20 protein-coding genes are annotated in these 21609 nt (G+C 73.9%); 15 read left to right on the forward strand and 5 right to left on the reverse strand.

The window, feature by feature from the left end; all coding sequences use genetic code 11:
• The first annotated feature begins 7 nt into the window (after positions 1-7).
• From VM324_05370 to VM324_05380, 3 genes are read left to right on the forward strand one after another with little or no spacing between them, the layout of a single operon-like run.
• On the forward strand, positions 8-628 hold the full coding sequence (locus VM324_05370; GenBank protein HVL98702.1) for a sigma-70 family RNA polymerase sigma factor: 621 nt from the start codon (positions 8-10) through the stop codon (positions 626-628).
• Positions 625-852 (forward strand): mycothiol system anti-sigma-R factor, encoded by a 228-nt coding sequence (gene rsrA / locus VM324_05375; protein HVL98703.1) that lies wholly within the window; start codon positions 625-627, stop codon positions 850-852. Before VM324_05370 ends, rsrA begins: the two co-directional genes overlap by 4 nt.
• Before the next feature lie 37 nt (positions 853-889).
• Positions 890-1831, forward strand: coding sequence for an NAD-dependent epimerase/dehydratase family protein (locus VM324_05380; GenBank protein ID HVL98704.1), 942 nt, complete (start codon positions 890-892; stop codon positions 1829-1831).
• Here the strand turns inward: VM324_05380 and VM324_05385 are convergent.
• Positions 1787-2425, reverse strand: coding sequence for a DUF5317 domain-containing protein (locus VM324_05385; GenBank protein ID HVL98705.1), 639 nt, complete (start codon positions 2423-2425; stop codon positions 1787-1789). The genes VM324_05380 and VM324_05385 overlap by 45 nt on opposite strands.
• 113 nt (positions 2426-2538) lie before the next feature.
• On the opposite strand from VM324_05385, the gene VM324_05390 reads away from it, so the two are divergent.
• The 4 genes from VM324_05390 to VM324_05405 all read left to right on the forward strand — a co-directional run bounded on the left by VM324_05390 (position 2539) and on the right by VM324_05405 (position 8265).
• Complete coding sequence (locus VM324_05390) at positions 2539-4062, forward strand: FAD-dependent oxidoreductase (GenBank protein HVL98706.1); 1524 nt, start codon at positions 2539-2541, stop codon at positions 4060-4062.
• A gap of 219 nt (positions 4063-4281) precedes the next feature.
• A complete protein-coding gene (locus tag VM324_05395; protein ID HVL98707.1) occupies positions 4282-4569 on the forward strand; it encodes a sigma factor-like helix-turn-helix DNA-binding protein in 288 nt (95 codons plus the stop codon).
• A 167-nt stretch (positions 4570-4736) separates the two neighbouring features.
• Positions 4737-6764: an S-layer homology domain-containing protein gene (locus VM324_05400; GenBank protein ID HVL98708.1), complete on the forward strand. Its 2028-nt coding sequence runs from the start codon at positions 4737-4739 to the stop codon at positions 6762-6764.
• Between the two features lie 49 nt (positions 6765-6813).
• The gene (locus tag VM324_05405) at positions 6814-8265 is read left to right on the forward strand and encodes a histidine kinase N-terminal domain-containing protein (GenBank protein HVL98709.1); all 1452 of its coding nucleotides are present in this window, start codon (positions 6814-6816) and stop codon (positions 8263-8265) included.
• Between the two features lie 12 nt (positions 8266-8277).
• Here VM324_05405 and VM324_05410 read toward each other — a convergent pair whose 3' ends face one another.
• The 3 genes from VM324_05410 to VM324_05420 all read right to left on the reverse strand — a co-directional run bounded on the left by VM324_05410 (position 8278) and on the right by VM324_05420 (position 10009).
• A complete protein-coding gene (locus tag VM324_05410) occupies positions 8278-8529 on the reverse strand; it encodes a WhiB family transcriptional regulator (protein HVL98710.1) in 252 nt (83 codons plus the stop codon).
• A gap of 332 nt (positions 8530-8861) precedes the next feature.
• Positions 8862-9617, reverse strand: coding sequence for an RNA polymerase sigma factor SigF (locus tag VM324_05415; GenBank protein ID HVL98711.1), 756 nt, complete (start codon positions 9615-9617; stop codon positions 8862-8864).
• Complete coding sequence (locus VM324_05420; protein HVL98712.1) at positions 9617-10009, reverse strand: hypothetical protein; 393 nt, start codon at positions 10007-10009, stop codon at positions 9617-9619. Before VM324_05420 ends, VM324_05415 begins: the two co-directional genes overlap by 1 nt.
• Before the next feature lie 132 nt (positions 10010-10141).
• Between VM324_05420 and VM324_05425 the strand changes: the two genes are divergently transcribed.
• The 8 genes from VM324_05425 (at position 10142) to VM324_05460 (ending at position 20646) form a co-directional block, all read left to right on the forward strand.
• The gene (locus VM324_05425) at positions 10142-10339 is read left to right on the forward strand and encodes a hypothetical protein (protein HVL98713.1); all 198 of its coding nucleotides are present in this window, start codon (positions 10142-10144) and stop codon (positions 10337-10339) included.
• A gap of 54 nt (positions 10340-10393) precedes the next feature.
• Positions 10394-14950 carry a DEAD/DEAH box helicase gene (locus tag VM324_05430; protein ID HVL98714.1) on the forward strand — a complete coding sequence of 1519 codons (4557 nt, stop codon included), beginning with the start codon at positions 10394-10396 and terminating at the stop codon, positions 14948-14950.
• A gap of 87 nt (positions 14951-15037) precedes the next feature.
• A complete protein-coding gene (locus VM324_05435) occupies positions 15038-16324 on the forward strand; it encodes a glycine/sarcosine/betaine reductase component B subunit (protein ID HVL98715.1) in 1287 nt (428 codons plus the stop codon).
• A complete protein-coding gene (locus VM324_05440; GenBank protein ID HVL98716.1) occupies positions 16324-17646 on the forward strand; it encodes a glycine/betaine/sarcosine/D-proline family reductase selenoprotein B in 1323 nt (440 codons plus the stop codon). The genes VM324_05435 and VM324_05440 overlap by 1 nt, the downstream gene beginning before the upstream one ends.
• On the forward strand, positions 17643-19085 hold the full coding sequence (grdC, locus tag VM324_05445; GenBank protein ID HVL98717.1) for a glycine/sarcosine/betaine reductase complex component C subunit beta: 1443 nt from the start codon (positions 17643-17645) through the stop codon (positions 19083-19085). The genes VM324_05440 and grdC overlap by 4 nt, the downstream gene beginning before the upstream one ends.
• Positions 19082-19402, forward strand: a complete 321-nt coding sequence (locus VM324_05450) for a thioredoxin family protein (protein ID HVL98718.1) — start codon at positions 19082-19084, stop codon at positions 19400-19402. The genes grdC and VM324_05450 overlap by 4 nt, the downstream gene beginning before the upstream one ends.
• A gap of 24 nt (positions 19403-19426) precedes the next feature.
• Entirely contained in the window at positions 19427-19888 is a 462-nt protein-coding gene (gene grdA, locus VM324_05455; GenBank protein ID HVL98719.1) for a glycine/sarcosine/betaine reductase complex selenoprotein A, read from the forward strand.
• 11 nt (positions 19889-19899) lie between these two features.
• On the forward strand, positions 19900-20646 hold the full coding sequence (locus VM324_05460) for an HAD-IA family hydrolase (GenBank protein HVL98720.1): 747 nt from the start codon (positions 19900-19902) through the stop codon (positions 20644-20646).
• Positions 20647-20689: 43 nt separating this feature from the next.
• Here the strand turns inward: VM324_05460 and VM324_05465 are convergent.
• On the reverse strand, positions 20690-21609 hold a 920-nt coding region (locus tag VM324_05465; GenBank protein HVL98721.1), incomplete at its 5' end, for a cell wall-binding repeat-containing protein.

Below are 21609 nucleotides of genomic sequence, written 5' to 3' on the forward strand. Positions count from 1 at the left end.
GAGGGCGATGGCAACGGCTCGGCAGCAGCTCACCGACACCGAACGGCACGAGGCCTTCACCCGCGACGCCCTGCCGCATCTCGACGCGCTCTACTCGGCGGCGCTGCGCTTCACCCGCAACCCCACGGACGCCGAGGACCTCGTGCAGGAGACGTACGCGAAGGCCTACGAGAAGTTCCATCAGTTCGCGGCCGGCACGAACCTCAAGGCGTGGCTGTACCGCATCCTCACGAACACCTACATCAACAGCTACCGGCGCCGGCAGCGGCGTCCGACCGAGGTTTCCGCCGACGCCGGTGAAGACGGGGGGTTCTCCCTGTACGACCGGATCGCCGGGGCGACGCACGCCCCCGCCGAGGTGGAGGTGCTCGCCCGGCTGACCAACGACGAGGTCAAGCAGGCCCTGGCCGACCTCCCCGAAACCTTCCGCATGGCGGTCTACCTCGCCGACGTGGAGGGCTTCCGCTACGCCGAGATCGCCGACATCATGGGCACGCCCATCGGAACGGTGATGAGCCGCCTGCATCGGGGAAGAGCCCGGCTGCACGAGGCGTTGTTCACCTACGCGCGCGACCGGGGGCTCCTCGGCCGCGCGGACGACGCCGAGCCGGGAGAGAGGGCGACATGACGGAGCCGTGCTGGGAAGTCCTTGCGGAGCTCGACGTGTACCTTGACGGGGAGTGCGGCCCGAGCTTCGAGGAAGCGGTCCGCCGGCACCTCGATGCGTGCTCCCCCTGCCTCGACCGGGCGGACTTCCAGCGAGAGCTGCGGGCGTTGATCGCCGCCAAGTGCAAGGATGCGGCTCCCTCGGGACTGCTCGACCGCGTGATCGACAGCCTCACGAAGCGCTGATCACCGGCCCAGGGCCGGAGAAGGACGAGGGAACAGCATGCGCGTGCTCGTCACCGGTGGCGCCGGGTTCATCGGCTCCAACCTCGTCGACCGGCTCCTCGCCGACGGCCACATGGTGACGGTCGTCGACGACCTGTCGACCGGCAAGCTGCACAACCTCCACCAGGCGCGCCGCAACCCCGACCTGCCGCTCGACTTCCAGCGCCTCGACATCACCTCGACAGCGCTCGAGCGGGTGGTGGCCCGCGCCCGGCCCGACGTCGTGCTCCACCTCGCGGCGCAGATCGACGTCCGCCGCAGCGTCGCCGACCCCGTCCACGACGCGATGGTCAACATCGTCGGCACCGTCCAGCTGCTCGAGGCGTGCCGGCGGCACGAGGTCGGCAAGATCGTGCTCGCGACCTCTGGGGGCTGCATCTACGGGGAGCCTACGCTCGACGAGTTGCCGATCGACGAGTCCTACCCCGGGCACCCCCACTCGCCCTACGGGGCGTCAAAGCGCGGCGTCGAGGAGTACCTCTACACCTACGAGGCGCTCTACGGGCTGCGCTGGACGTCGCTGGCGCTCGCGAACGTCTTCGGGCCGCGACAGGACCCGGGTGGCGAGGCGGGTGTCGTCTCGATGTTCGGGGGGCGGATGCTCGCGCAGGAGCCCGTCACCATCTACGGCGACGGCGAGCAGACCCGCGACTTCGTGTTCGTCGACGACGTCGTCCACGCCTTCGTGCTCGCCATCGACCGCGGCGACGGGGCCCGCTGCAACATCGGCACCGGCGAGGCTACGAGCGTGAACACCCTGTTCGCCGAGCTCGCCGATCTCACCGGATATCCCCGCGACGCCGAGCACGCCGCGGAGCGCAGCGGCGAGCTCCGCCACATCGCCCTCGACGCCCGCCTTGCGGGCACGGCGCTGGGCTGGAAGCCGTGGACGACGCTACGCGAGGGGCTCGTCGCCACGCTCGACTGGCTCCGCGGCTGACGCGTCCCCGGCTCGAGCGGTAACCTGCCCGGCCCCGCCCCGGGGCTGGCGCCTGCGGCGGCTCGGTGCGGCCTGGCGCAGCATGAGATTCACGACGAGGATGCCGACGCCGGCGGCCAGGACGACGTCGCCGGCGCTCACAACCGTACGCAGCATCGGGACGGCGAAGATGTCGGCCAGCGGCGTGAGCAGGTCACCCTCGGCAAGCAGCCGGTGCTTGCCCGGCGAGATGCTCGTCGCCTCGCCCGCGGAAACCGCGAGCAGCGCGTGGCGGGACACCGGCATCGCGCCGTTCACGGTGATCACCGCCGCGTTCATCGCGAAGCCGGCGAACACGAGCAGCATGCCCGGCAGCATCCGGTTCACCACGACGAAGGCGAGCAGTGCCGCGTGACTCGCGAGCAGGAGGGGAGCGGACAGCGCATGCGCCGGCCCTCCCGTCGCGGACACCGCCGCGAGCACGGCCTGGGGCAGCACGGAGACGAGCACGAGCCACCCGTGGCGCAGCGCGACGTGGCCGAGGTTGGCCAGACGCCCCCCGCGCGCGTAGCCGGCAAGGATCGCCCCGAGGACCGTGACGAGCACGAGCACCATGGCTCCCATGCTCGCACGCGCCGGCGCGCCGCCGGCCACACCGCGAGCGCAAAAGGGGGTCAGTGGACGCCCCGGATGGGTATGAGCCGGGCCTGCCGACCGAGGAGGGCCCCGTGGACCCGACCCAGGAGTCGCTCTGGATGGCGACGAGCTCCGGACCGGCTCGCCCCGCGCTGCGCGGGGCCGAGCGCTACGACGTCGCCGTCCTCGGGGCGGGCATCACCGGCATGACGGCTGCCCTGCTCCTCAAGCGTGAGGGGCTGCGGGTTGCGGTGCTCGAGGCCGGTGCGGTCTGCCAGGGGGTGACCGGCCACACGACCGCGAAGGTGACCTCGCTGCACCAGCTCGTGTACGCCGAGCTGGCGTCGCGGTTCGACGACGACACGGCCAGGGTGTACGGGGAGGCGAACGAGGCGGCCATCGCCCTCGTGGCCTTGCTCGTCGCCGACTACGGCATCGACTGCGCATGGGAGCGCCGGCCGGCGGTGACCTTCACCGAGCGGGAGGACGAGGTCGACCAGGTGCGGGCCGAGGCCGAGACCGCCGCCCGCGTCGGACTGCCTGCCCGGCTCGTCACCGACACCGACCTGCCGTTTCCCGTGCGGGCTGCCGTCCAGTTCGACGGTCAAGGCCAGTTCCACCCGCGCGACTACGTGCTCGGCCTCGCCGAGCAGGTGGCCGGTGACGGCTGCGCCGTCTATGAGCACTCACGCGTCGTCGACGTCCGCGACGGTGACCCCTGCCGCGTGGAGACGCCGGAGGGAAGCGTGGAGGCGTCCTCGGTCATCGTGGCAACGCATCTGCCGCTGCTCGACCGGGGGCTGTTCTTCGCCAAGGCGCATCCCTCGCGGTCGTACGCCCTGGCGGCCACGGTCGAGGGCCCCCTCCCCGACGGCATGTACATCAACGTCGAGCAGCCGACGCGCTCGGTCCGCCCGTACGTCCGCGGCGCGACGCGCATGGTCGTCGTGAGCGGTGAGGGCCACAAGCCGGGTGAGGACGAGGACGAGGCCCGCCATTGGGACGCCCTGGCCGAGTGGACCCGCCGGCACTTCGCGGTCATCTCCGTGGACTACCTCTGGTCGGCTCAGGACTACACGCCCGTCGACAAGATCCCCTTCGTCGGCAAGGTGACGAGGACGTCGAGCAACATCTGGACGGCGACGGGGTTCCGCAAGTGGGGGATGACCGGGGGGACGGCGGCCGCGATGATCCTCGCCGACCTCGTCGCCGGGCGGGACAACCCGTGGGCGGCCACGTTCGACGCCAACCGCGTCACGCCCGTGCAGTCCGCGAGGTCGTTCGTCACCGAGAACCTCGACGTCGCACGCCACTTCGTCGCCGACCGCATCACCGAGCCGGAGGATGCGGAGGCGGCGGAGCGGCTCGGGCCCGGCGAGGGGACGGTCGTGCGGATCGACGGCACGGCCTACGCCGTGTGCCGGGACGACGATGGCGCCCTTTACGCTCTGTCCCCGGTGTGCCGCCACATGGGCTGCCACGTGCGGTGGAACACCGCCGAGCGCTCCTGGGACTGCCCCTGCCACGGCTCCCGCTACACGCCCGACGGTCGGGTCATCCAGGGCCCAGCGGTGCACGACCTCGAGCCGCGCGAGCTGCCCGAGCGCGGGTCCTGACCCGCCTCATCCCTCCTCGCGGGCGTCGCTTGGGTTGATCGCCCAAGCGAGTCCCTCGTCGTCGGTGAGGCGGCGCGCGCGGTGGAGGCGGCGCGCCGGCGGCAGCGTCGTGACGGCCACGGCAGGAGTAGCGCGTCGGGGTCCGCCGCGTCGACGAGGGTCTGCAGATCCTCCATCGCCCGCAGCCTACGGCCCCCACCCCCGGGGTAGCATTCCGTCGTGGACGAACGACCTTCCCGCCCCGCCTCCGGCCGCCGCGCCGAGGATGCGGCGCTGCGCGACCTGCGGGGCAAGCTCTCGGGGGTGCTGCGGCGGTTGCCCGACATCGAGCGGCGGGTCGTCGAACTGCGCATGGGCCTCGACGACGGCACGCCCGGCAAGCCCGGCGAGGTCGCCGAAGCGCTCGGGCTCACGATCGGCGAGGTGAAGAAGATCGAGGCGCGGGCCTTCTCGCGGATCCGTGAGGTCGGGCCGATCAAGGGGCTGGAGCGCTTCCTCGAGCGGTAGCGCCAGGCCATCCTGTTCACAGCAGCCCCAAAGCCGTTATTCTTACCCACTTCAGTAACCGACCTTGGTTGCCGAACGTCTCCGGGACGTGGTCCCGTGGCGTCGGGGCGCCGCACGTCCCCGGGGGCAACGGGCGAGCCGTGCCGCCGGCCGATGGAGTGGTTCATGTGATCAACCGCGCACTCGTGGTGCTGGTCCTGTCCATGGGGCTGGTCCTCGCGGGGCTGCCGAGCGCCGCCTCCGGCGAGCCGCCGATCCCCCCGACGGTTTCCGAGCATCTCGACGGCCTGCCCCTGGGGGAGGACCCGGGCACCTTCCAGCAGCGGCTGCGCGCCTACCGGGAGGGCAGCGGTGGAGGGGACGGGGCCCCGGAGCCGTCCCGGGCTGACGAGGTCGCCGGCGCGGCCGCCGTCCGCTCCGCCGCCGTCCGCACGCCGATCCCTTTCTCCATGGTGGGCTTCGCGATCCCGCCGGGCGCCGAGGTGAGCTTCCGCACCTCCGCCGACGGCCGCGAGTGGACGCCCTGGCAATGGGCTCCCGCCGTCGGCAACGACGGGGGCCCGGACCCCGGCACGGCGGAGGCGCAGGCGGCGGCGCCGCCCGAGACGCGCAGCGAGGGGCACTGGGTCGGCCGGGCGACCTCCCTGCAGGTGCGGGTGCTCAACGGCCGTCCCGAGGACGTCGGCGTCGACCTCATCGACTCGCTCGGGCTGTCGCGCTCCCTGCCCGAGCGGGCCGCGGACGCGGTCCGCGCCGCGGTGCGGCCCGCGCCCGAGCCGGCGATCGCCGCGCCGGGCAGGCCGCGGATCGTCTCGCGCGAGGAGTGGGGCGCGGACGAGTCGCTGCGCAAGGACAAGCCGACGTACGCCAGCCGGGTGCGCATGGGGGTGGTCCACCACACGGCGGGCGCGAACGACTACACCGCGGCGGAGGCACCGGGGGTCATGCGGGCCGTCTACCGATACCACACCGTGAACCAGGGCTGGTCCGACGTCGGCTACAACCTCCTCATCGACCGCTTCGGCACGGTGTACGAGGGGCGGGCCGGAGGGCTCGAGTCGGCCGTGGTCGGCGCCCACTCGCGGAACTGGAACACCGGCAGCTTCGGGGTGTCGGTCATCGGGTGCTTCGACTCCCAGGCGTGCGCCGGAGTCCCGGGAGGGGGCGGCAGCCTGCCCGCAGCCGCCGAGGAGGCGCTCATCGATGTCCTGGCCTGGAAGCTCGACGTCCACTCCGTGGACGTGGACGCGACGATCACTATGAACAACACCAAGGTGCGCACCCTCGTCGGCCACCGCGACATCGGGGCGACCTCGTGTCCCGGCAACCTGCTCTACGCGAAGCTCGACGCCATCAGGGAGCGCGTGGCCGCCCGGCAGGCCGACCAGGGGGGCGTGGTCGTCGACCCGGGGGCGACGCCGTCGGTCGTGGCGCTGCGCGAGGGCAAGCTCGGTGACGAGGTCACCCTGTCGGCGCGCCTTCGCCCCCCGGGAGCGTGGCAGCTCGAGGTCACCGACGTCGACGGCCGCCTGGTCCACAACGCCTCGGGGTCGGGCGACACCGCCGTCTCCCGCTGGTCGGGCGGCAGCGGCCTGCGACCAGGCACGTACCGCTACGCATTCTCGAGTCCCGGGCGGCGCACCGCCACCGGCGCCTTCGCGGTGGAGGCGCTCTGCGGGGACGCCTTCTGCGACATCGTGGGCTCGGTGCACCGCGAGGCGATCCTGCGCCTGCACGAGCGCGACGTCGTCCACGGCTGCGCGGAGGGCCGCTTCTGCCCGAGCGGGCGGGTGACCCGGGGGCAGATGGCCACGATGACCGCCCGGGCGCTCCAGCTGACCCCGGCGGGTGACGGCCACTTCCGCGACGTGCCCGCCGGCCACCCCCACGCCGCGGGCATCAACGCGCTCTACGAGCGCGGGATCGTGCAGGGGGACGGCGGGCGGTTCTTCCCCGACCGGCTGGTCCGCCGGGACCAGATGGCGACCTTCCTGCGCAACGGCCTCGGCCTGACGCCGAGCGGCGCGAGCCACTTCAGCGACGTGGCCGGCAACACCCACGAGGCCGCGATCAACGCGCTCGGCGACCACGACATCGCACGCGGGGACGGCGCGCGCCGCTTCCTACCCGACCGGCCCATCCGCCGCGACCAGATCGCGTCGCTGCTCGACCGGGCCCTGCAGGTCGCTCCCTGACGGCGCCGACGTTCCCCGTGTGCTGAAATGGGGGGCGGAGGTGCTGACGATGTCCCCGCTCCAGGAGCTCCTCGCCGAGCGGTCCAGCCTCGACGTGCGGGCGGTGGACCATCTCCTGCTGCTGCTCGCCGACTGGCAGCTCCTCGCCGACCTTTCGTTCGCCGACCTGCTGCTGTTCGTGCCGGAGACGGGGGTGTCGCCGCCCGCCTACCTCTGCGCCGGCCAGATGCGCCCATACACCGCCCAGACCATCTACCACGAGGACCTTGTCGGCACGTCGTTTCCGGTCCGTGACCGCCCGATGGTCGGCAGGGCCCTCGCGGAGGGCCGGGTCATCCGCGACGCCGACCCGGACTGGTCCACCGGCGTCCCGGTGCGCGAGGAGGCCATACCGGTGCGCTTCGACGGGCGCCTCATCGCCGTGGTCACCCGCGAGGCGAACGTCTCGACCGCCCGCTCGCCGTCCCAGCTGGAGCTCACCTACCTCCAGTCAGCCGGCGAGCTCGCGCAGATGCTCGCGGACGGAACCTTCCCCTACCGCGGCGACGACCCCCAGGAGCGTGAGCTGTCGCCCCGCGTCGGTGACGGCATCATGCGCCTGAACGCGGACGGCGTGGTCACCTACGCCTCACCGAACGCGATCTCGGCCTACCGCAGGCTCGGGAGCCTGCCCAACGTCGTCGGGCGGGAGCTCTCCTCGTTCGACCCCGGCCACGCCGAGCTCGCCGCCGGCCTCGCCGGGGGCGTGCCCGTCGAGACCGAGATCGAGGACCAGGGGGCCGTCGTCCAGCGCCGCCTGCTCCCCCTCATCGGCCAGGGGGGCGTGGTCGCCGGCCTCCTGCTCGTGCGCGAGGTCACGGAGCTGCGCCGCCACGAGCGCGCGCTGCGGGTGAAGGACGCGACCATCCGGGAGATCCACCACCGGGTGAAGAACAACCTGCAGACCGTCGCCTCGCTGCTGCGCCTTCAGTCGCGCCGGCTGCGGTCCCAGGAGGCGCGTGAGGCACTCACCGAGTCCGTGCGACGGATCTCCTCCATCGCCCTCGTTCACGAGACGCTCAGCCAGGAGTCCCGTCAGCGGGTCAACTTCGACAAGGTCGCCCGGCGGGTCATCGACATGCTCAGCGACGGGCTCGTCAACCCCGACGTTCCGGTGGTGTTCGAGACCCACGGGGCCCCCGGCGACCTGCCCGCCGAGGTCGCCACCCCCCTCGCGCTCGTGCTCACCGAGCTGCTGCAGAACTCCGTCGAGCACGGCTTCCCCGAGAAGGGGGGGAAGGTGACCATCACCTTCGAGCGCGGGCCCGTCACTCTGCGCGTGCTGCTCGCCGACGACGGCGTCGGGCTGCCGGAGGGGGAGACCCTCGAGGCGCGCGCCAACCTCGGCCTGCAGATCGCCCGCACCCTCGTGGAGACCGAGCTCGGCGGGACGTTCACGCCTTCGCCCGGTGCCGGCGAGGGCCGGGGGCTCGCGGTCGAGCTCGTCCTGCCGTTGCCGTAGTCCCGGCTGGTGTCAGCTCGCGATGCGGCGCCGGCGCTGGCGGCTGCGCCGCAGGGTCCGGCGCTCCTCCTCGCTCATGCCACCCCAGACCCCGGCGTCCTGGTTGGAGTCGAGCGCCCACTCGAGACACTGGTCGATGACGTCGCAGCCCCGGCACACGTCCTTGGCCCGCTCAGTCTGCTCCACGGCCAGGCCGGTCGTACCGACGGGAAAGAACAGCTCCGGGTCCTCGTCCAGGCAGACTGCGTGCTGGCGCCAGTCCATAGCCTCTCTCCTTGGTCGTCTCGCGTTCACGAGCCCGGCTGGCTCGAGCAGTCCGTCGGTGCCGGTGGTCGGCAGCAACCGCCGGCACGCGTGGGAATGCAGGGGGACCGAGCACCCGGGCCTTGTGAATCCTGTCACAATGTGGACCGAGTCGTAACCCTATAGGCCCGATCCGCACGAGTAAAGGCCCTCGCCCAAGATGGCGGAAACTTTTCCCGGCGGCCCCAGGCCCGCCGTCGTCGGGCACCGGGGCGCCCCGGGCTCGGCTCCCGAGAACGTGCCGGCGGCGGCGCAGGGCGGGGCGGCGTACGTCAGCCTCCGGCGGGGCGACGTCAGTACTCGGCGTCGCCCTCCATGCCCTCCCGCAGGAACTCGAGGATCCGCGTGAGCAGGCGGGAGACGTGCATCTGGCTGATGCCGACGTGCTCGGCGATCTTCGACTGCGTCATGCCCTTGAAGAACCGCAGGTAGAGGATCGTGCGCTCGCGCTCGGGCAGCTGCTCGATGAGCGGGGCGAGCGAGGCGAAGTACTCGAGGTTCTCGAGGCGGAAGTCCTCCTGGCCGATGCGGTCGACCCGCAGCGGGGCGTCGTCGTCGTCGCCCGACGGCGCGTCGAGGGACGTCGTCGAGTAGGCCTGGCCGCTCTCGAGGGCCTCGAGGACCTCCTCCTCGGTCACCTCGGCCATCTTCGCGATCTCGCTGACCGTCGGGGAGCGCCCGAGATCCTGGGTGAGCTGCGCGATGATCTTGTTGAGGCGCAGCGAGAGCTCCTGCAGGCGGCGGGGCACCCGCACCGCCCAGCCCTTGTCGCGGAAGTAGCGCTTGAGCTCTCCCACGATGGTCGGCGTCGCGTAGGTGGAGAACTCCACCCCCCGGTCGAGGTCGAAGCGGTCGATCGCCTTGAGCAGCCCGACGCTGCCGACCTGGACGAGGTCGTCGAGCGGCTCGCCCCGGTCCTTGAAGCGCTTCGCGAGGTACTCCACGAGCGGCAGGTGCAGGCGCGCGAGCTCCTCCCGGTAGGTCTGGTCCCCCGTGCGCTGCAACTCGGCGAACAGCAGCTTGGTGTCCTCTCGGTTGTAGGTGCTCATCAGCGATGCGGCCCGCTCGTCACGTTGATCCGGTGCTTGGTGAGGACGATCGTGGCGTGACCCTGCTGCATCTCGATGCGCAGGTCGTCGGCGAGTGCCCTGAGGATCGTCCAGGAGAACGACGACTCGTCGATGACCGGTTCGCTTCCCGCCACCTCGGCGTGCACGCGGACCTCGACGCCGGGCTCAGTGGCCTTGACCTCCAGGGTTATGAAGTCGCCTGTGGCGTGCCGCAGCAGCTGCACCGCGCTCTCCTCGACCGCCATGCGGAGGTCGTCGACCTGGTCGAGGGTGAAATGGTCGCGCGCCGCGAACCCGCCCACCGCGGTGCGAAGCAGCGCCAGGTGACCCGCAGTGGGGGGCACCTTCACCATCACCATGTCCACTGTCACGCTCTGCCCGTCTCCTGTGCGACCCGACCACGACCCGCCGCGCGGGGACGGGGGGCACAGCCTACAACCGTACGCGCAGGTCGGCCCCCGGCCGCACGGTTCGTCGGACGCGCGGCAGGGCAGGTCTGGCGTATGGACATCAACCTCGACACCTACTACCGGGGGTTGGCCGCGGAGCGGCTCCAGGAGCTCGGCGACCGGCTGCTCGCCCTGTCGAGGGAGGCGGAGAAGGCCGACGCGCACGACGCGGCCTGGCACCTGGCGGACCTCGCCACGCAGCTGCTCGACATGGGCATCGAGGTCGGAGGCCGCACCACGCCCGACCCGTGACCCCGACCCGTGACCCCAGGGGGTCACGGGACCCCCAGGCCCTATCCTTAGGTGATGGTGGCCGACCCGGCGCTCGCGCGCTTCTCCGCGCCCACCCGCGAGTGGTTCAGCTCGTCCTTCGACGCCCCCACGGAGGCGCAGGCCGCGGCGTGGTCGCACATCCACGAGGGCGCCAACGTGCTCGTGAGCGCGCCGACGGGCTCGGGCAAGACGCTCGCGGCGTTCCTCGCGACCCTCGACCGGCTCTTCACGACCCCGCGCGAGGAGCGTGGCACGCGGGTCCTCTACGTGTCGCCGCTGAAGGCTCTCGCCTACGACGTCGACCGCAACCTGCGGGCGCCGCTCGCGGGCATCACCCGCGCCGCGGAGCGCCGCAACCGGTCGGTTGCGCCCGTGGACGTCGCGCTGCGTTCGGGCGACACGCCGGCCGACGAGCGCGCCCGCATGGCCCGCACGCCGCCGGACATCCTCATCACGACGCCCGAGTCGCTGTTCCTCCTGCTCACCGCGCGGGCCCGGGAGACGCTCGCCGACGTGGAGACCGTCATCCTCGACGAGGTTCACGCGGTGGCTGGCACGAAGCGCGGCGGGCATCTCGCGCTGTCCCTCGAGCGGCTCGAGGCGCTCGCCGGACGACCGCTGCAGCGCATCGGGCTGTCGGCGACGCAACGCCCGCTCGACGAGGTGGCGCGCTTCCTCGGCGGTGGCGTGGTCGGCGGTGACGGGGCCTGGACGCCGCGACCGGTGCGCATCGTCGAAGCGGGCGCGCGCAAGCAGCTCGAGGTGGAGATCGTCGTGCCGGTCGAGGACATGAGCCGCCTCGGCGAGGTCCTCGAGGAGCCCCCGACGGGGCCGGCGGCGGTCGGCGAGCAGCGCCGGTCGATCTGGCCGGCGGTGCAGCCCCGGATCCTCGAGCTCGTGCTCGCGCACCGCTCCACGATCGTGTTCGCGAACTCCCGGCGCCTCGCGGAGCGCCTCTGCGCCCGCCTGAACGAACTCGCGAACGCGACGCGAGGTGACGACGAGCCGGAGGTCGTCGTCGCGCGGGCGCACCACGGCTCGATCGCGCGGGAGCAGCGCGTGGAGATCGAGTCGGCGCTCAAGGAGGGGCGGCTGCGCTGCGTCGTCGCGACGTCGTCCCTCGAGCTCGGCATCGACATGGGCGCGGTCGACCTCGTCGTCCAGGTCGAGTCGCCCGGCAGCGTCTCGCGGGGGCTGCAGCGCATCGGCCGGGCCGGCCACGCGGTCGGGGCGCCGAGCGTGGGCAAGGTGTTCCCGAAGTACCGGGGCGACCTCGTCGAGGCGGCGGTCGTCGTCCGCCGCATGCACGAGGCCGCCATCGAGGAGACCCGCTACCCGCGCAACCCCCTCGACGTCCTCGCGCAGCAGGTCGTCGCGATGGCCGCGATGGACTCCTGGGACGTCGGCGAGCTCGTGCGGGTCGTGCGCGGGGCGGCGAGCTTCGCGGACCTGTCGCGCGCGCAGCTCGACGGCGTGCTCGACATGCTCTCGGGCCGCTACCCCTCCGACGAGTTCGCCGAGCTGCGCCCCCGCCTGAACTGGGACCGGGTCGCCGACCGCATCGTCGGTCGCGCCGGCGCCCAGCGCCTCGCGGTCACCTCCGGCGGCACCATCCCCGACCGCGGCCTGTACGGGGTGTTCGTCGAGGGGGAGGGCACCGGCCGGCGCGTCGGCGAGCTCGACGAGGAGATGGTCTACGAGACCCGCCCCGGAGAGACCATCGTGCTGGGCTCGACGACGTGGCGCGTCACCGACATCACCCGCGACCAGGTCCTCGTCACACCGGCGCCCGGGGAGCCGGGCAAGCTGCCCTTCTGGCACGGCGACGCCCCGGGGCGGCCCGTCGAGGTCGGGCGGGCGGTGGGCGCCTTCCTCCGCGAGACGGCCGAGGCGTCGCAGGAAGAGGCGAGAGCCCGTCTCGCCGCCGACTACGCCCTCGACGAGCTCGCCGCCGCCAACCTCGTCGCCTACGTCGCCGAGCAGCGGGCCGCGGTCGGCACGGTCCCGTCCGACCGCACCATCGTCGTCGAGCGGTTCCGCGACGAGATCGGCGACTGGCGGGTGTGCGTCCTGTCGCCCTTCGGCGGACGGGTCCACGCCCCGTGGGCGCTCGCGATCGAGGCACGGGCGCGCGAGCGCCTCGGCCTCGACCTGGCGACCATGGCCACCGACGACGGCATCGTGATCCGCCTGCCCGACACCGACGCCGACGGCGGGGCCGCAGGGCTGGCGGGCACCGTCGTCATCGACGCCGACGACGTCGAGGACCTCGTCGTGGGCGAGCTCGCCAACTCGGCGCTGTTCGCCGCGCGCTTCCGCGAGTGCGCCGGGCGGGCGCTGCTGCTGCCGCGGCGTCGCGGCGGGTCCGGTGGCGTCGCCCGCACCCCGCTATGGCAGCAACGCCAGCGGGCCCACGACCTGCTCGCCGTGGCGAGCCGCTACGGCAGCTTCCCGGTCCTGCTCGAGACCTATCGGGAGTGCCTGCGCGACGTGTTCGACGTGCCGGCGCTCGTCGCGCTCCTGCGCGACGTCGCCGCCCGGCGGGTCCGCGTCGTGGAGGTCACGACGCCGCAGGCGAGCCCCTTCGCGTCGTCGCTGCTGTTCGGCTACATGGCCGGCTACCTCTACGAGGGCGACGCCCCGCTCGCCGAGCGCCGGGCCCACGCGCTGAGCCTGGACCGGGAGCGCCTCGCCGAGCTGCTCGGCTCGGGCGAGCTGCGCGAGCTCGTCGACCCGCGCGCGCTCGCCGAGCTCGAGCTCGTCCTGCAGCGCCTCGCCCCCGACCGCCATGCCCGCGACCCCGACGGCGTCCACGACCTGCTCCGAGAGGTCGGCGACCTCGCCACCCACGAGGTCGCTGCCCGCACCGACGGGCCGGCGGAGCGCTGGCTCGACGAGCTCGCCGCCCAGCGGCGGGCCTATCCGCTGCGGGTGGCGGGTGACGAGCGGTGGGCGGCGGCGGAGGACGCCGCACGCTTCCGCGACGGGCTCGGAATCCCGCCGCCTGCCGGCCTGCCGCAGGCCTTCGTCGCGCCCGTCGACCGCCCGCTCGTCGACCTCGTCGCCCGCTACGCCCGCACGCACGGCCCGTTCCGCCCGCGCGACGTGGCGGCGCGCCTCGGGCTGCCGCCCGACGCCGCCGACCTCGCGTGCAAGGAGCTCGAACGCGACGGCCGGCTCGTCGCTGGCGAGTTCCGTCCCGGCGGCAGCGGCCCGGAGTGGTGCGACGCCGCTGTCCTGCGCCGGCTGCGGCGGGCGTCGCTCGCGGCGCTGCGCCGGGAGGTCGAAGCGGTCGAGCCCGCGGCCCTCGGCCGGTTCCTGCCCGCCTGGCAGGGGGTGGGTGCCGGGCGCTCCTCGACCGGTGCGGACCGCATGCTCGAGGTCGTGGCCCAGCTGCAGGGCGCGCCGATCCCCGCGTCGGTCCTCGAACGCGACGTCCTCGCGTGCCGGGCGCGCGACTACGAGCCGGCCTGGCTGGACGGGCTGGCGGCCGCCGGGCAGGTCGTGTGGGTCGGACGGGGACCGCTCGGGTCACGCGACGGACGGGTGTCGCTGTACCTGCGCGACGAGGCGCGTCCGCTCGTCGCGCCGCCGGACGCCGTGCTGCCGGGGGGCGGCGAGGACGGGTCCACGGCCGCCCAGGCCGCCATCCCGGGGTGGAGCGCACGCCACGCCGGCATCATCGAGCTCCTTGGCTCGCGCGGCGCGTCGTTCTGGCCGGCGATCCACGCCGCGGCGGGGGGCGGCGGCGAGCAGGAGGTCCTCGACGCGCTGTGGGACCTCGTGTGGGCGGGGCTCGTTACGAACGACATGCTCGCGCCGCTGCGGGCGCTCGTCGACGCCGGCGCGCGGCGTGCGCGCGGCGCCGGTCGCCGCCGGCCGGGTCGGGCCGTGACGCGCAGCGGACCCCCGGCGGCGGCCGGCCGCTGGTCGCTCGTCGCCGACCTCACGCAGGACGGGGCGTCCGCCACCGACCGCGCCGCCGCACTGGCCGCCTGCCTGCTCGACCGTCACGGCGTCGTCGTGCGCGACGCGGTCGCCGCCGAGGACGTCCCGGGCGGGTTCGGCGCCGTCTACGGCGTGCTGAAGGCCATGGAGGAGGCGGGCCGGGCGCGCCGCGGCTACTTCGTCGAGGGGCTCGGGGGCGCGCAGTTCGCCCTGCCCGGCGCCGTCGACCGGCTCCGAGGAGTACGCGAGGCGGGTCTGGACGCCCAGGCCGACGCGCCGACGGTGCTCGCAGCGACCGACCCCGCCAACCCCTACGGGGCGGCGCTCGCCTGGCCGGAGCCGCTCGGCGCGCACGGCCACGCCCCGCGCCGGGTCGCCGGCGCGCACGTCGTCCTCGTCGAGGGCCGCCCGGTCGTCTACGTCGAGAAGGGGGGACGCTCCCTGCTCACCTTCACCGCCGACGGCGGCCATCTCGCGGCAGCGGCCGAGGGGCTGGGCGCCCTCGTCGACGCCGGCCGTGTCGACCAGCTGCGGGTGCGGCGCATCGACGGCGGACCGCCGGGCAGCCAGCCGCTCGCGGCACACCTGCGCAAGGCGGGCTTCGGTGACCACCCACAGGGACTCGTCCGGCGGCACCGCTGACGGTCTCCCGGGGCGGCAGGGAACCGCCCCCGGGGATCCCTGCTGGGTGGATTGGCGGCGCCGCGGTCGTTGGGAGAATATGCGGGCATGGACACCACCACACCCGCCACCGGCGACGCCCCTTCGAGCCTGCTCGTGCACGCGGTCGAGCAGGTCGTGCTCGGCGACCGCACGGCCTACCGCGGGGGCCAGCTGACCGTCGGGGTCGAGCAGGCGCACGACGCCCTCGCCGACCCCGCGCTGTCGTCGGTGCGCGTGCACGCGACGAACCCCGGGGACCCGGTGCGGATCGTGAAGCTCCTCGACGTCGTCGAGCCGCGCACGAAGGGCCCGGGCCGCGGCGGGGTCTTCCCCGGCTTCCTCGCCCCGCCCCGCCCCGACCGTCCTCGCCAGACGCACGTCCTGCGCGGTGCGGCGGTCATGGCCGCCGGCGCCCTTCCGCGCAACCAGGAGGGCATCGTCGACATGAGCGGCCCCGCCGCGGAGGTGTCGCCGTACGCCGCCACCTCCAACGTCGTCGTCGAGTTCGCGCGGACCGACGACGCGAGCTGGGAGGACGTCGACGTGGCGTTGCGCCGGGGGCTGCTGCGCCTGGCGGTCCACCTCGCCGACGCGGCCGCCGAGGCGGACCCCGACGACGTCGAGGAGTGGGCGCCGCCCGCCCGGCCCGGCCCGGGCGACCTGCCACGGGTCGGTGTGGTGACGAACCTCCAGACGCAGGGGTCGTTCAAGGACGTGTACGTCTACGGACGCAGCTTCGCCACGAGCCTGCCCACCCTCATCGACCCCTTCGAGGTCGACGACGGCGCCATCGTCGGCGGGCAGTTCGGCCACCCGGGGCTTCGCAACTCGACGTACGTCCACCAGAACCACCCCGTCGTCGCCGAGCTGCGTCGCCGGCACGGTCACGACCTGTCCTTCGCCGGGCTCGTGATCTGCCCCGAGCCGGTCGACCAGCACGCCAAGGACCACATCTCCGCCCACGCCGCTCGCCTGTGCATCGCCGCGGGCTTCGACGCGGCCGTCGTGACGAAGGAGGGCGGGGGCAACGCCGACGCCGACGCGTCGCTGAAGATGGACCGTCTCGAGGACGCCGGCATCGCCGCCGTCGGCATGTTCGCCGAGTTCGCCGGCCCGGACGGCACGGGCCCGCCCCTCGTGTTCCCTCCGCGCAGGGCGACGGCGATGGTGAGCACCGGCAACTACGACGAGCGCCTGCAGCTGCCGGCGATGGAGCGGACCCTCGGGGGGGACCGGGTCGACATCGCCGACGCCGACGCCGACGCCGCGATGGAGCTGCCCGTTGCGACCATCCACGGCTCGCTCAACCTGCTCGGCGGGGGCCGGCTGCGCGCCCAGGAGGAGGCCGCCTGATGCGTGTCGTCCACTACCTCAACCAGTTCCAGGCCGGCGTCGGCGGGGAGGACGCCGCGAGCACGCCTCCCCAGGTTCACGACGAGCTCGTGGGGCCGAGCCGGCTCCTCGCGCGGCTGCTGGAGCCAGGAGGCGAGCAGTCCGGGGACGCGCACGAGGTCGTCGCGAGCATCTCCTGCGGTGACGACCATGCCGCCTCCGACCCGGGCGTGATGACCGAGGTCCTCCGCCTCGCCCGCGAGGTGGGCGCCGAGATGATCGTCGCGGGACCCGCCTTCGGCAGCGGCCGCTACGGCCTGGCCTGCGGGCGCCTCGTGGCCGGGGCGGCAGCCGAAGGCATGCCGGCGATCGCGGGCATGCACCCCGACAACCCCGGCGTCGACCAGGCCGGCGGCGCGGTGGTCGTCGCCGCGGGAGCCAGCACGCGGGAGATGCGCCCCTCGATGGAGCGCCTGGCCGCCGCGGCGCTCAAGGTCGCCGCCGGTGAGCCCGTCACCGCCGAGGACGGCCGCGTCGGGCGGATCCCGCGCCGCACCACCACCGTGGAGCAGCCGGCGGCCGTGCGCGCCGTCGACCTCGCCCTTGCCCGCCTCGCCGGCGACCGCGACGCCACCGAGATCCCCGCCGGCCTGTTCGACGTCGTCAGCCCCGCCGGGCCCGTCGAGGACCCCGCCGAGGCGACCATCGCGCTCGTCACCGAGGGGGCGCTCGTGCCGGCCGGCAACCCCGACCGGCTCGAGGCCGCGCGGGCCACCCGCTGGGTGCACTACCCGCTCGACGGCGTGACGGCGCTCGCAGCGGGTGACTACGAGTCCGTGCACGGCGGCTTCTCACCGGCGGCCGCCAACGCCGACCCGCACCGCATCCTCCCGCTCGACGTCGCCCGCGAGCTGGAGGAGCAGGGGCGCATCGGCGCGCTGCACCATGAGTACCTCGCGACGGCGGGCAACGGCACAGCCGTCGCGAACGCCCGGCGCTTCGGCGTCGAGTGGGCGGCCCGCCTGCACGGCTCCGGTGTGCAGGCCGCGATCCTGACCGCCACCTGAGGGACGGGAACGCGTTGCGGGTCAACGCTTGCGAAGGAGCTCGAACGGGGAGGGATCCCCACGGCGCTGCTCTGCAACCTCGTGTCGATCGCCGAGCAGGTCGGCGCGCCGCGCATCGTGCCGACCCGGGGCATCCCCTACCCGGCCGGTGACCCCGAGCTCGATCCTGAGGAAGAGCGCGCCTGGCGCCGTCGTCTGCTCGAGACGGCGCTGCGGGCGGTCTCCACCCCCGTAAAGCGCCCCACCATCTTCGACGTCGAGGAGTCCGCGTCATGATCCCTGTCGTCACGGGTACGAGCGCCGTGCTCGCGCACGCGCCCGGCCTGGCCCGCCACGGGTCCAAACCGTCACGGGAGCTGGCCCGCGACGACGCGGTCCGCTCGCGGTTCCTCGCAAGCCTCCGCTCGTTCGACGAGGCGGTCGGCTATTCGCCCCATCAGGCGTACCTCGGGGCGCTGCACCCCCGCGAGCTGCCCGCGCGCCCGCGCACCGGTCAGCGCGTCGAGGGGGCCGAGCGGTTCGCCGCCGCCGGCGAGCTTCTGCCCGAGGAGGAGTTCCTCGGCCTGCTCGCCCTCGCCGACGACTTCGACCTCATCACCCTCGACCCGGCGGTGGCCGAGGACGCCGCCGCCCGCCTCGCCCGCCACCCGCTCGCCAAGGCCTTCGACCTCGACAAGGTCACCAAGGCGGCGGGCGACGCGGAGCGCGCCGCGGACCAGCCCGGGGCGCTGCCGCTGCACATCGGAGCCGACCGCCTGGCCGGCGCGATCCAACGGGGGCACGAGGCGGACGAGGCGCTCACGGCGCCCGTGCTCCTCGAGAACCTCGCCGGCAAGGCGACGGGCTTCCTCGCCCTCGCCTGGCTCCTCCACGGTCACGGCATCGACCCCGGCGCCGTCGACTACGTCCTCGGCTGCTCGGAGGAGGCGGTCGGGGACCGCTACCAGCGTGGCGGCGGCAACCTCGCGAAGGCGATCGCGGAGACGGCCGGCCTCGCCAACGCCTCCGGTGCGGACGTCAAGAACTTCTGCGCCGCGCCGATCCCCGCGCTCGTCATCGCCGGCAGCCTCGTCGCCTCGGGGGTGTGCCGCACGGTCGCGGTGGTCGCCGGGGGGTCCCTCCCGAAGCTCGGCATGAAGTTCCAGGGACACCTCAAGCATGGCCTGCCCGTGCTCGAGGACGTCCTCGGGGGCATGGCCGCGCTCGTGACCGCCGACGACGGCGCGTCACCGCATCTGCGGCTCGACGTCGTCGGCCGCCACCCCGTCAGCGCGGGCAGCGCGAACCAGAGCATCCTCACCGCGCTGACGGTCGAGCCGCTCGAGCGGGTGGGGCTGCGCATGGTCGATGTCGACGACTACGCCACCGAGCTGCACGACCCCGAGGTGACCGAGCCGCAGGGGTCGGGCGATGTCGCGGCCCGCAACTACAAGACGATCGCCGCACTGGCGGTGCGCCGGGGCGAGATCGAGCGTGGGGACATGGGGGCCTTCGCCGCCGAGCGCGGCATGCCGGGGTTCGCGCCGACGCAGGGCCATCTCGCCTCGGCGCTGTGCTACCTGCCGCACGCGCTGCGGCGCCTCACCGCCGGCGACGCCAACCGGGTGCAGCTGCTGGCCAAGGGCAGCCTCTTCCTCGGGCGGATGAGCCGCAGCTCGGACGGCATGAGCGTCGTCCTCGAACGCAACCCGCGAGTGACAGGAGAGCAGGCATGAGCGTCAAGGAAGCCACCCGGGAGGACTTCTGGGATTTGATCGACGTGGGCACCGTCCTCGTCGACGTGTGGTCGGAGCAGTGCCAGCCGTGCGTGAAGCTCGCCCCCCACCTCGAGCAGCTCGCCGAGGAGTACGCCGAGCTCACCGTGGTCAAGCTCGAAGCACCGAAGGCACGCCGCGTGTGCATGGAGCTGAAGGTGATGGGTCTGCCGACCCTCCTGCTGTTCCGGGACGGCGAGGAGGTCGACCGCATCACCGACCCCGACCTCGACGCACGGGCGGTGCGCAGCTGGCTGAACGAGCACTTCGAGCAGTAGCCGACACGACGAAGGGAGCGACGAATGTTCGACGGAAAGAAGGTCATCGCCATCGGCGAGCGCGACGGCTTGGGAGGCCCCGCGATCGCCGCCTGCGCCGAAGCCGCAGGCGCGGAGGTCGTCTACACCTCCACCGCCTGCTTCGTCTGAACGGCTTCAGGAGCCATGGACCTCGACACGCAGGCCGCGATCAAGCGGCTTGCGGAGGAGCACGGGCCCGAGCAGCTGCTCGTGCTGCTCGGCGCACCGGACCCCGAGGCCGCGGAGATCGCGGCCGAGACGGTGGTCGTGGGTGACCCGAGCTACGCAGGTCCCCTGGCGGAGGCCCAGTTGGGTCTCGACGTGTACCACGTGCTGGAGCCCGAAGTCGCCGCGGCCGTCCCCGACGACGTCTACGACGAGCAGGTGGGCCTGATGGCCGACGTGCTCGACGCGGAGGCGGTCACCGAGGCGGTCAGCGGCATGCGAGCCAAGATCGGCGCCTGAGGGAGCCGGCGGTGAGCCAGCGGCCGGCGGCGGTGGTGTTCGACGTCGACGGGACACTCGTCGACAGCGAACGCCACGGCCACCGGGTCGCGTTCAACGCCGCGTTCGCCGACGCCGGCCTGCCGCACCGGTGGAACGAGGACCGGTACGGGCGCCTGCTCGCCGTCCCCGGCGGTGAGCGGCGCATCCGCGAGTTCCTCCTCGGCGAGGGCTACCCCGCACCCGAAGCCGAGGAGCTCGCCGCCCGCCTCCACGCGCACAAGACCGCGCTCTTCCGCGACCTCGCGGCGCAGGGGCGCATCCCCGCGCGTCCGGGGACCGAGCGGCTGCTCGACGAGCTGGCCGAGGCGGGCACGCCCGTGGCGGTCGCGACGACCGGCAGCAGGGCGTGGGTGGAGCCGCTGCTCGACCGGCTGTTCGGCCTGTCGCGCTTCGTGACCGTCGTGGCCGGTGACGACGTGCCTGCGCTGAAGCCCGCCCCCGCGGCCTACCACGCGGTGCTCGACCGCCTCGGCGAGCCCGCCGACGCCGTCGTCGCGATCGAGGACTCGGCCAACGGTGTGGCCGCGGCGCGCAAGGCCGGCGTGGCGTGCCTCGCCGTCGTGAACGACTACACCGCGGGGGACGACCTCGAGGGCGCGGCGCTCGTCGTCGACCGCTTCGGCGAGCCGGGCCGCGCCCGGGTGCTCGCCGGCCCCTCCGACGCGCTCGAGCGGGGGGCGGTCACCCTCGGCACGCTGCGCCGCCTCCTGGTATGAGCAGCCGCGCCCACCGCGTCGACCCGCACGGGTCGGGCGGGCGTCAGTGGCCCGCGGCTGCCTTCGCCGCGGCGAGGGTGGCGGCGGACACCGCCGAGGTGCCACCGAGGGCCACGACGTGGCGTGGGCGCAGTCGGGCGAGCTCCGCTGCCGCTGCCGGTGGCAGCGCGTCGGGGCGTACGAGCAGCAGCGGGCTGTCGTGGGCGCCTGCGGCCGGCCCGCCGGCGAGCGCGTCGGGGAACTCCAGCCCCGTGGCGAGGTAGACGACGTTGGTTTGTCCGGGGAACGTCCAGCGCGAGACCTCACCGGAGGTCGCGAAGCGGTTCGTGCCGAAGACGCGGGTCACCGAGCCTGCATAGGAGGCCACGGTCGACAGGACGCCGTCGGTGATGGCGGTGGGCCCGCCGAGGACGACGATGTGGGCGGGCCGCAGCGCCCGGATGGCCTGCTCGGTCGCGTCAGGCAGCCGCGACGGCTCGGTGAGCAGCAGCGGGGCTCCCTGGGCGGCGGCTGCGGCACCGCCGGCGAGCGCGTCGGGGAAGTTGCGCCCGGACGCGAGGTAGAGGACGGGCACCGGACCGTCGAACGCGTCGCGGGCGATGGCGGCGGCTGTGCTGTAGCGGTCGCCGCCGGCGACGCGACGGACGGGGCCGTAGCGGGACAGGGCCTGCGCCACGTCGGTGGACACCGACGCGAAGCCGCCGGCGAGCACGATCTCGCTCGGCTGCAGGCGGGCGAGCTCGGCCGCGGTGCTGGGCGGCAGGGCGGTCGGTGCGGTGAGGAGCACGGAGCCGCCGGAGGCCGCCGCCGCGGGGCCGGCCGCGAGGGCGTCGGGGTACTGCCGCCCCGTGCCGACGTAGACGCGGTCGACGCCGGGGCGACGTGACGCCGCGCTGATCGCCGCGGCCGTCGCGTAGCGGTCGCCGCCGGCGAGGCGGTCGGATGCGGGCGGGGGCGGGGCGG

Source organism: Egibacteraceae bacterium (assembly GCA_035540635.1).
GTDB lineage: Bacteria > Actinomycetota > Nitriliruptoria > Euzebyales > Egibacteraceae > DATLGH01.

Bases quoted from the DNA above. Each gene is read 5' to 3' on its own strand.
- VM324_05370 (HVL98702.1), top strand. From the start codon at position 8: ATGGCAACGGCTCGGCAGCAGCTCACCGACACCGAACGGCACGAGGCC.
- rsrA (HVL98703.1), top strand. From the start codon at position 625: ATGACGGAGCCGTGCTGGGAAGTCCTTGCGGAGCTCGACGTGTACCTT.
- VM324_05380 (HVL98704.1), top strand. From the start codon at position 890: ATGCGCGTGCTCGTCACCGGTGGCGCCGGGTTCATCGGCTCCAACCTC.
- VM324_05385 (HVL98705.1), bottom strand. From the start codon at position 2,425: ATGGTGCTCGTGCTCGTCACGGTCCTCGGGGCGATCCTTGCCGGCTAC.
- VM324_05405 (HVL98709.1), top strand. From the start codon at position 6,814: ATGTCCCCGCTCCAGGAGCTCCTCGCCGAGCGGTCCAGCCTCGACGTG.
- VM324_05410 (HVL98710.1), bottom strand. From the start codon at position 8,529: ATGGACTGGCGCCAGCACGCAGTCTGCCTGGACGAGGACCCGGAGCTG.
- VM324_05415 (HVL98711.1), bottom strand. From the start codon at position 9,617: ATGAGCACCTACAACCGAGAGGACACCAAGCTGCTGTTCGCCGAGTTG.
- VM324_05425 (HVL98713.1), top strand. From the start codon at position 10,142: ATGGACATCAACCTCGACACCTACTACCGGGGGTTGGCCGCGGAGCGG.
- VM324_05430 (HVL98714.1), top strand. From the start codon at position 10,394: ATGGTGGCCGACCCGGCGCTCGCGCGCTTCTCCGCGCCCACCCGCGAG.
- VM324_05435 (HVL98715.1), top strand. From the start codon at position 15,038: ATGGACACCACCACACCCGCCACCGGCGACGCCCCTTCGAGCCTGCTC.
- grdC (HVL98717.1), top strand. From the start codon at position 17,643: ATGATCCCTGTCGTCACGGGTACGAGCGCCGTGCTCGCGCACGCGCCC.
- VM324_05450 (HVL98718.1), top strand. From the start codon at position 19,082: ATGAGCGTCAAGGAAGCCACCCGGGAGGACTTCTGGGATTTGATCGAC.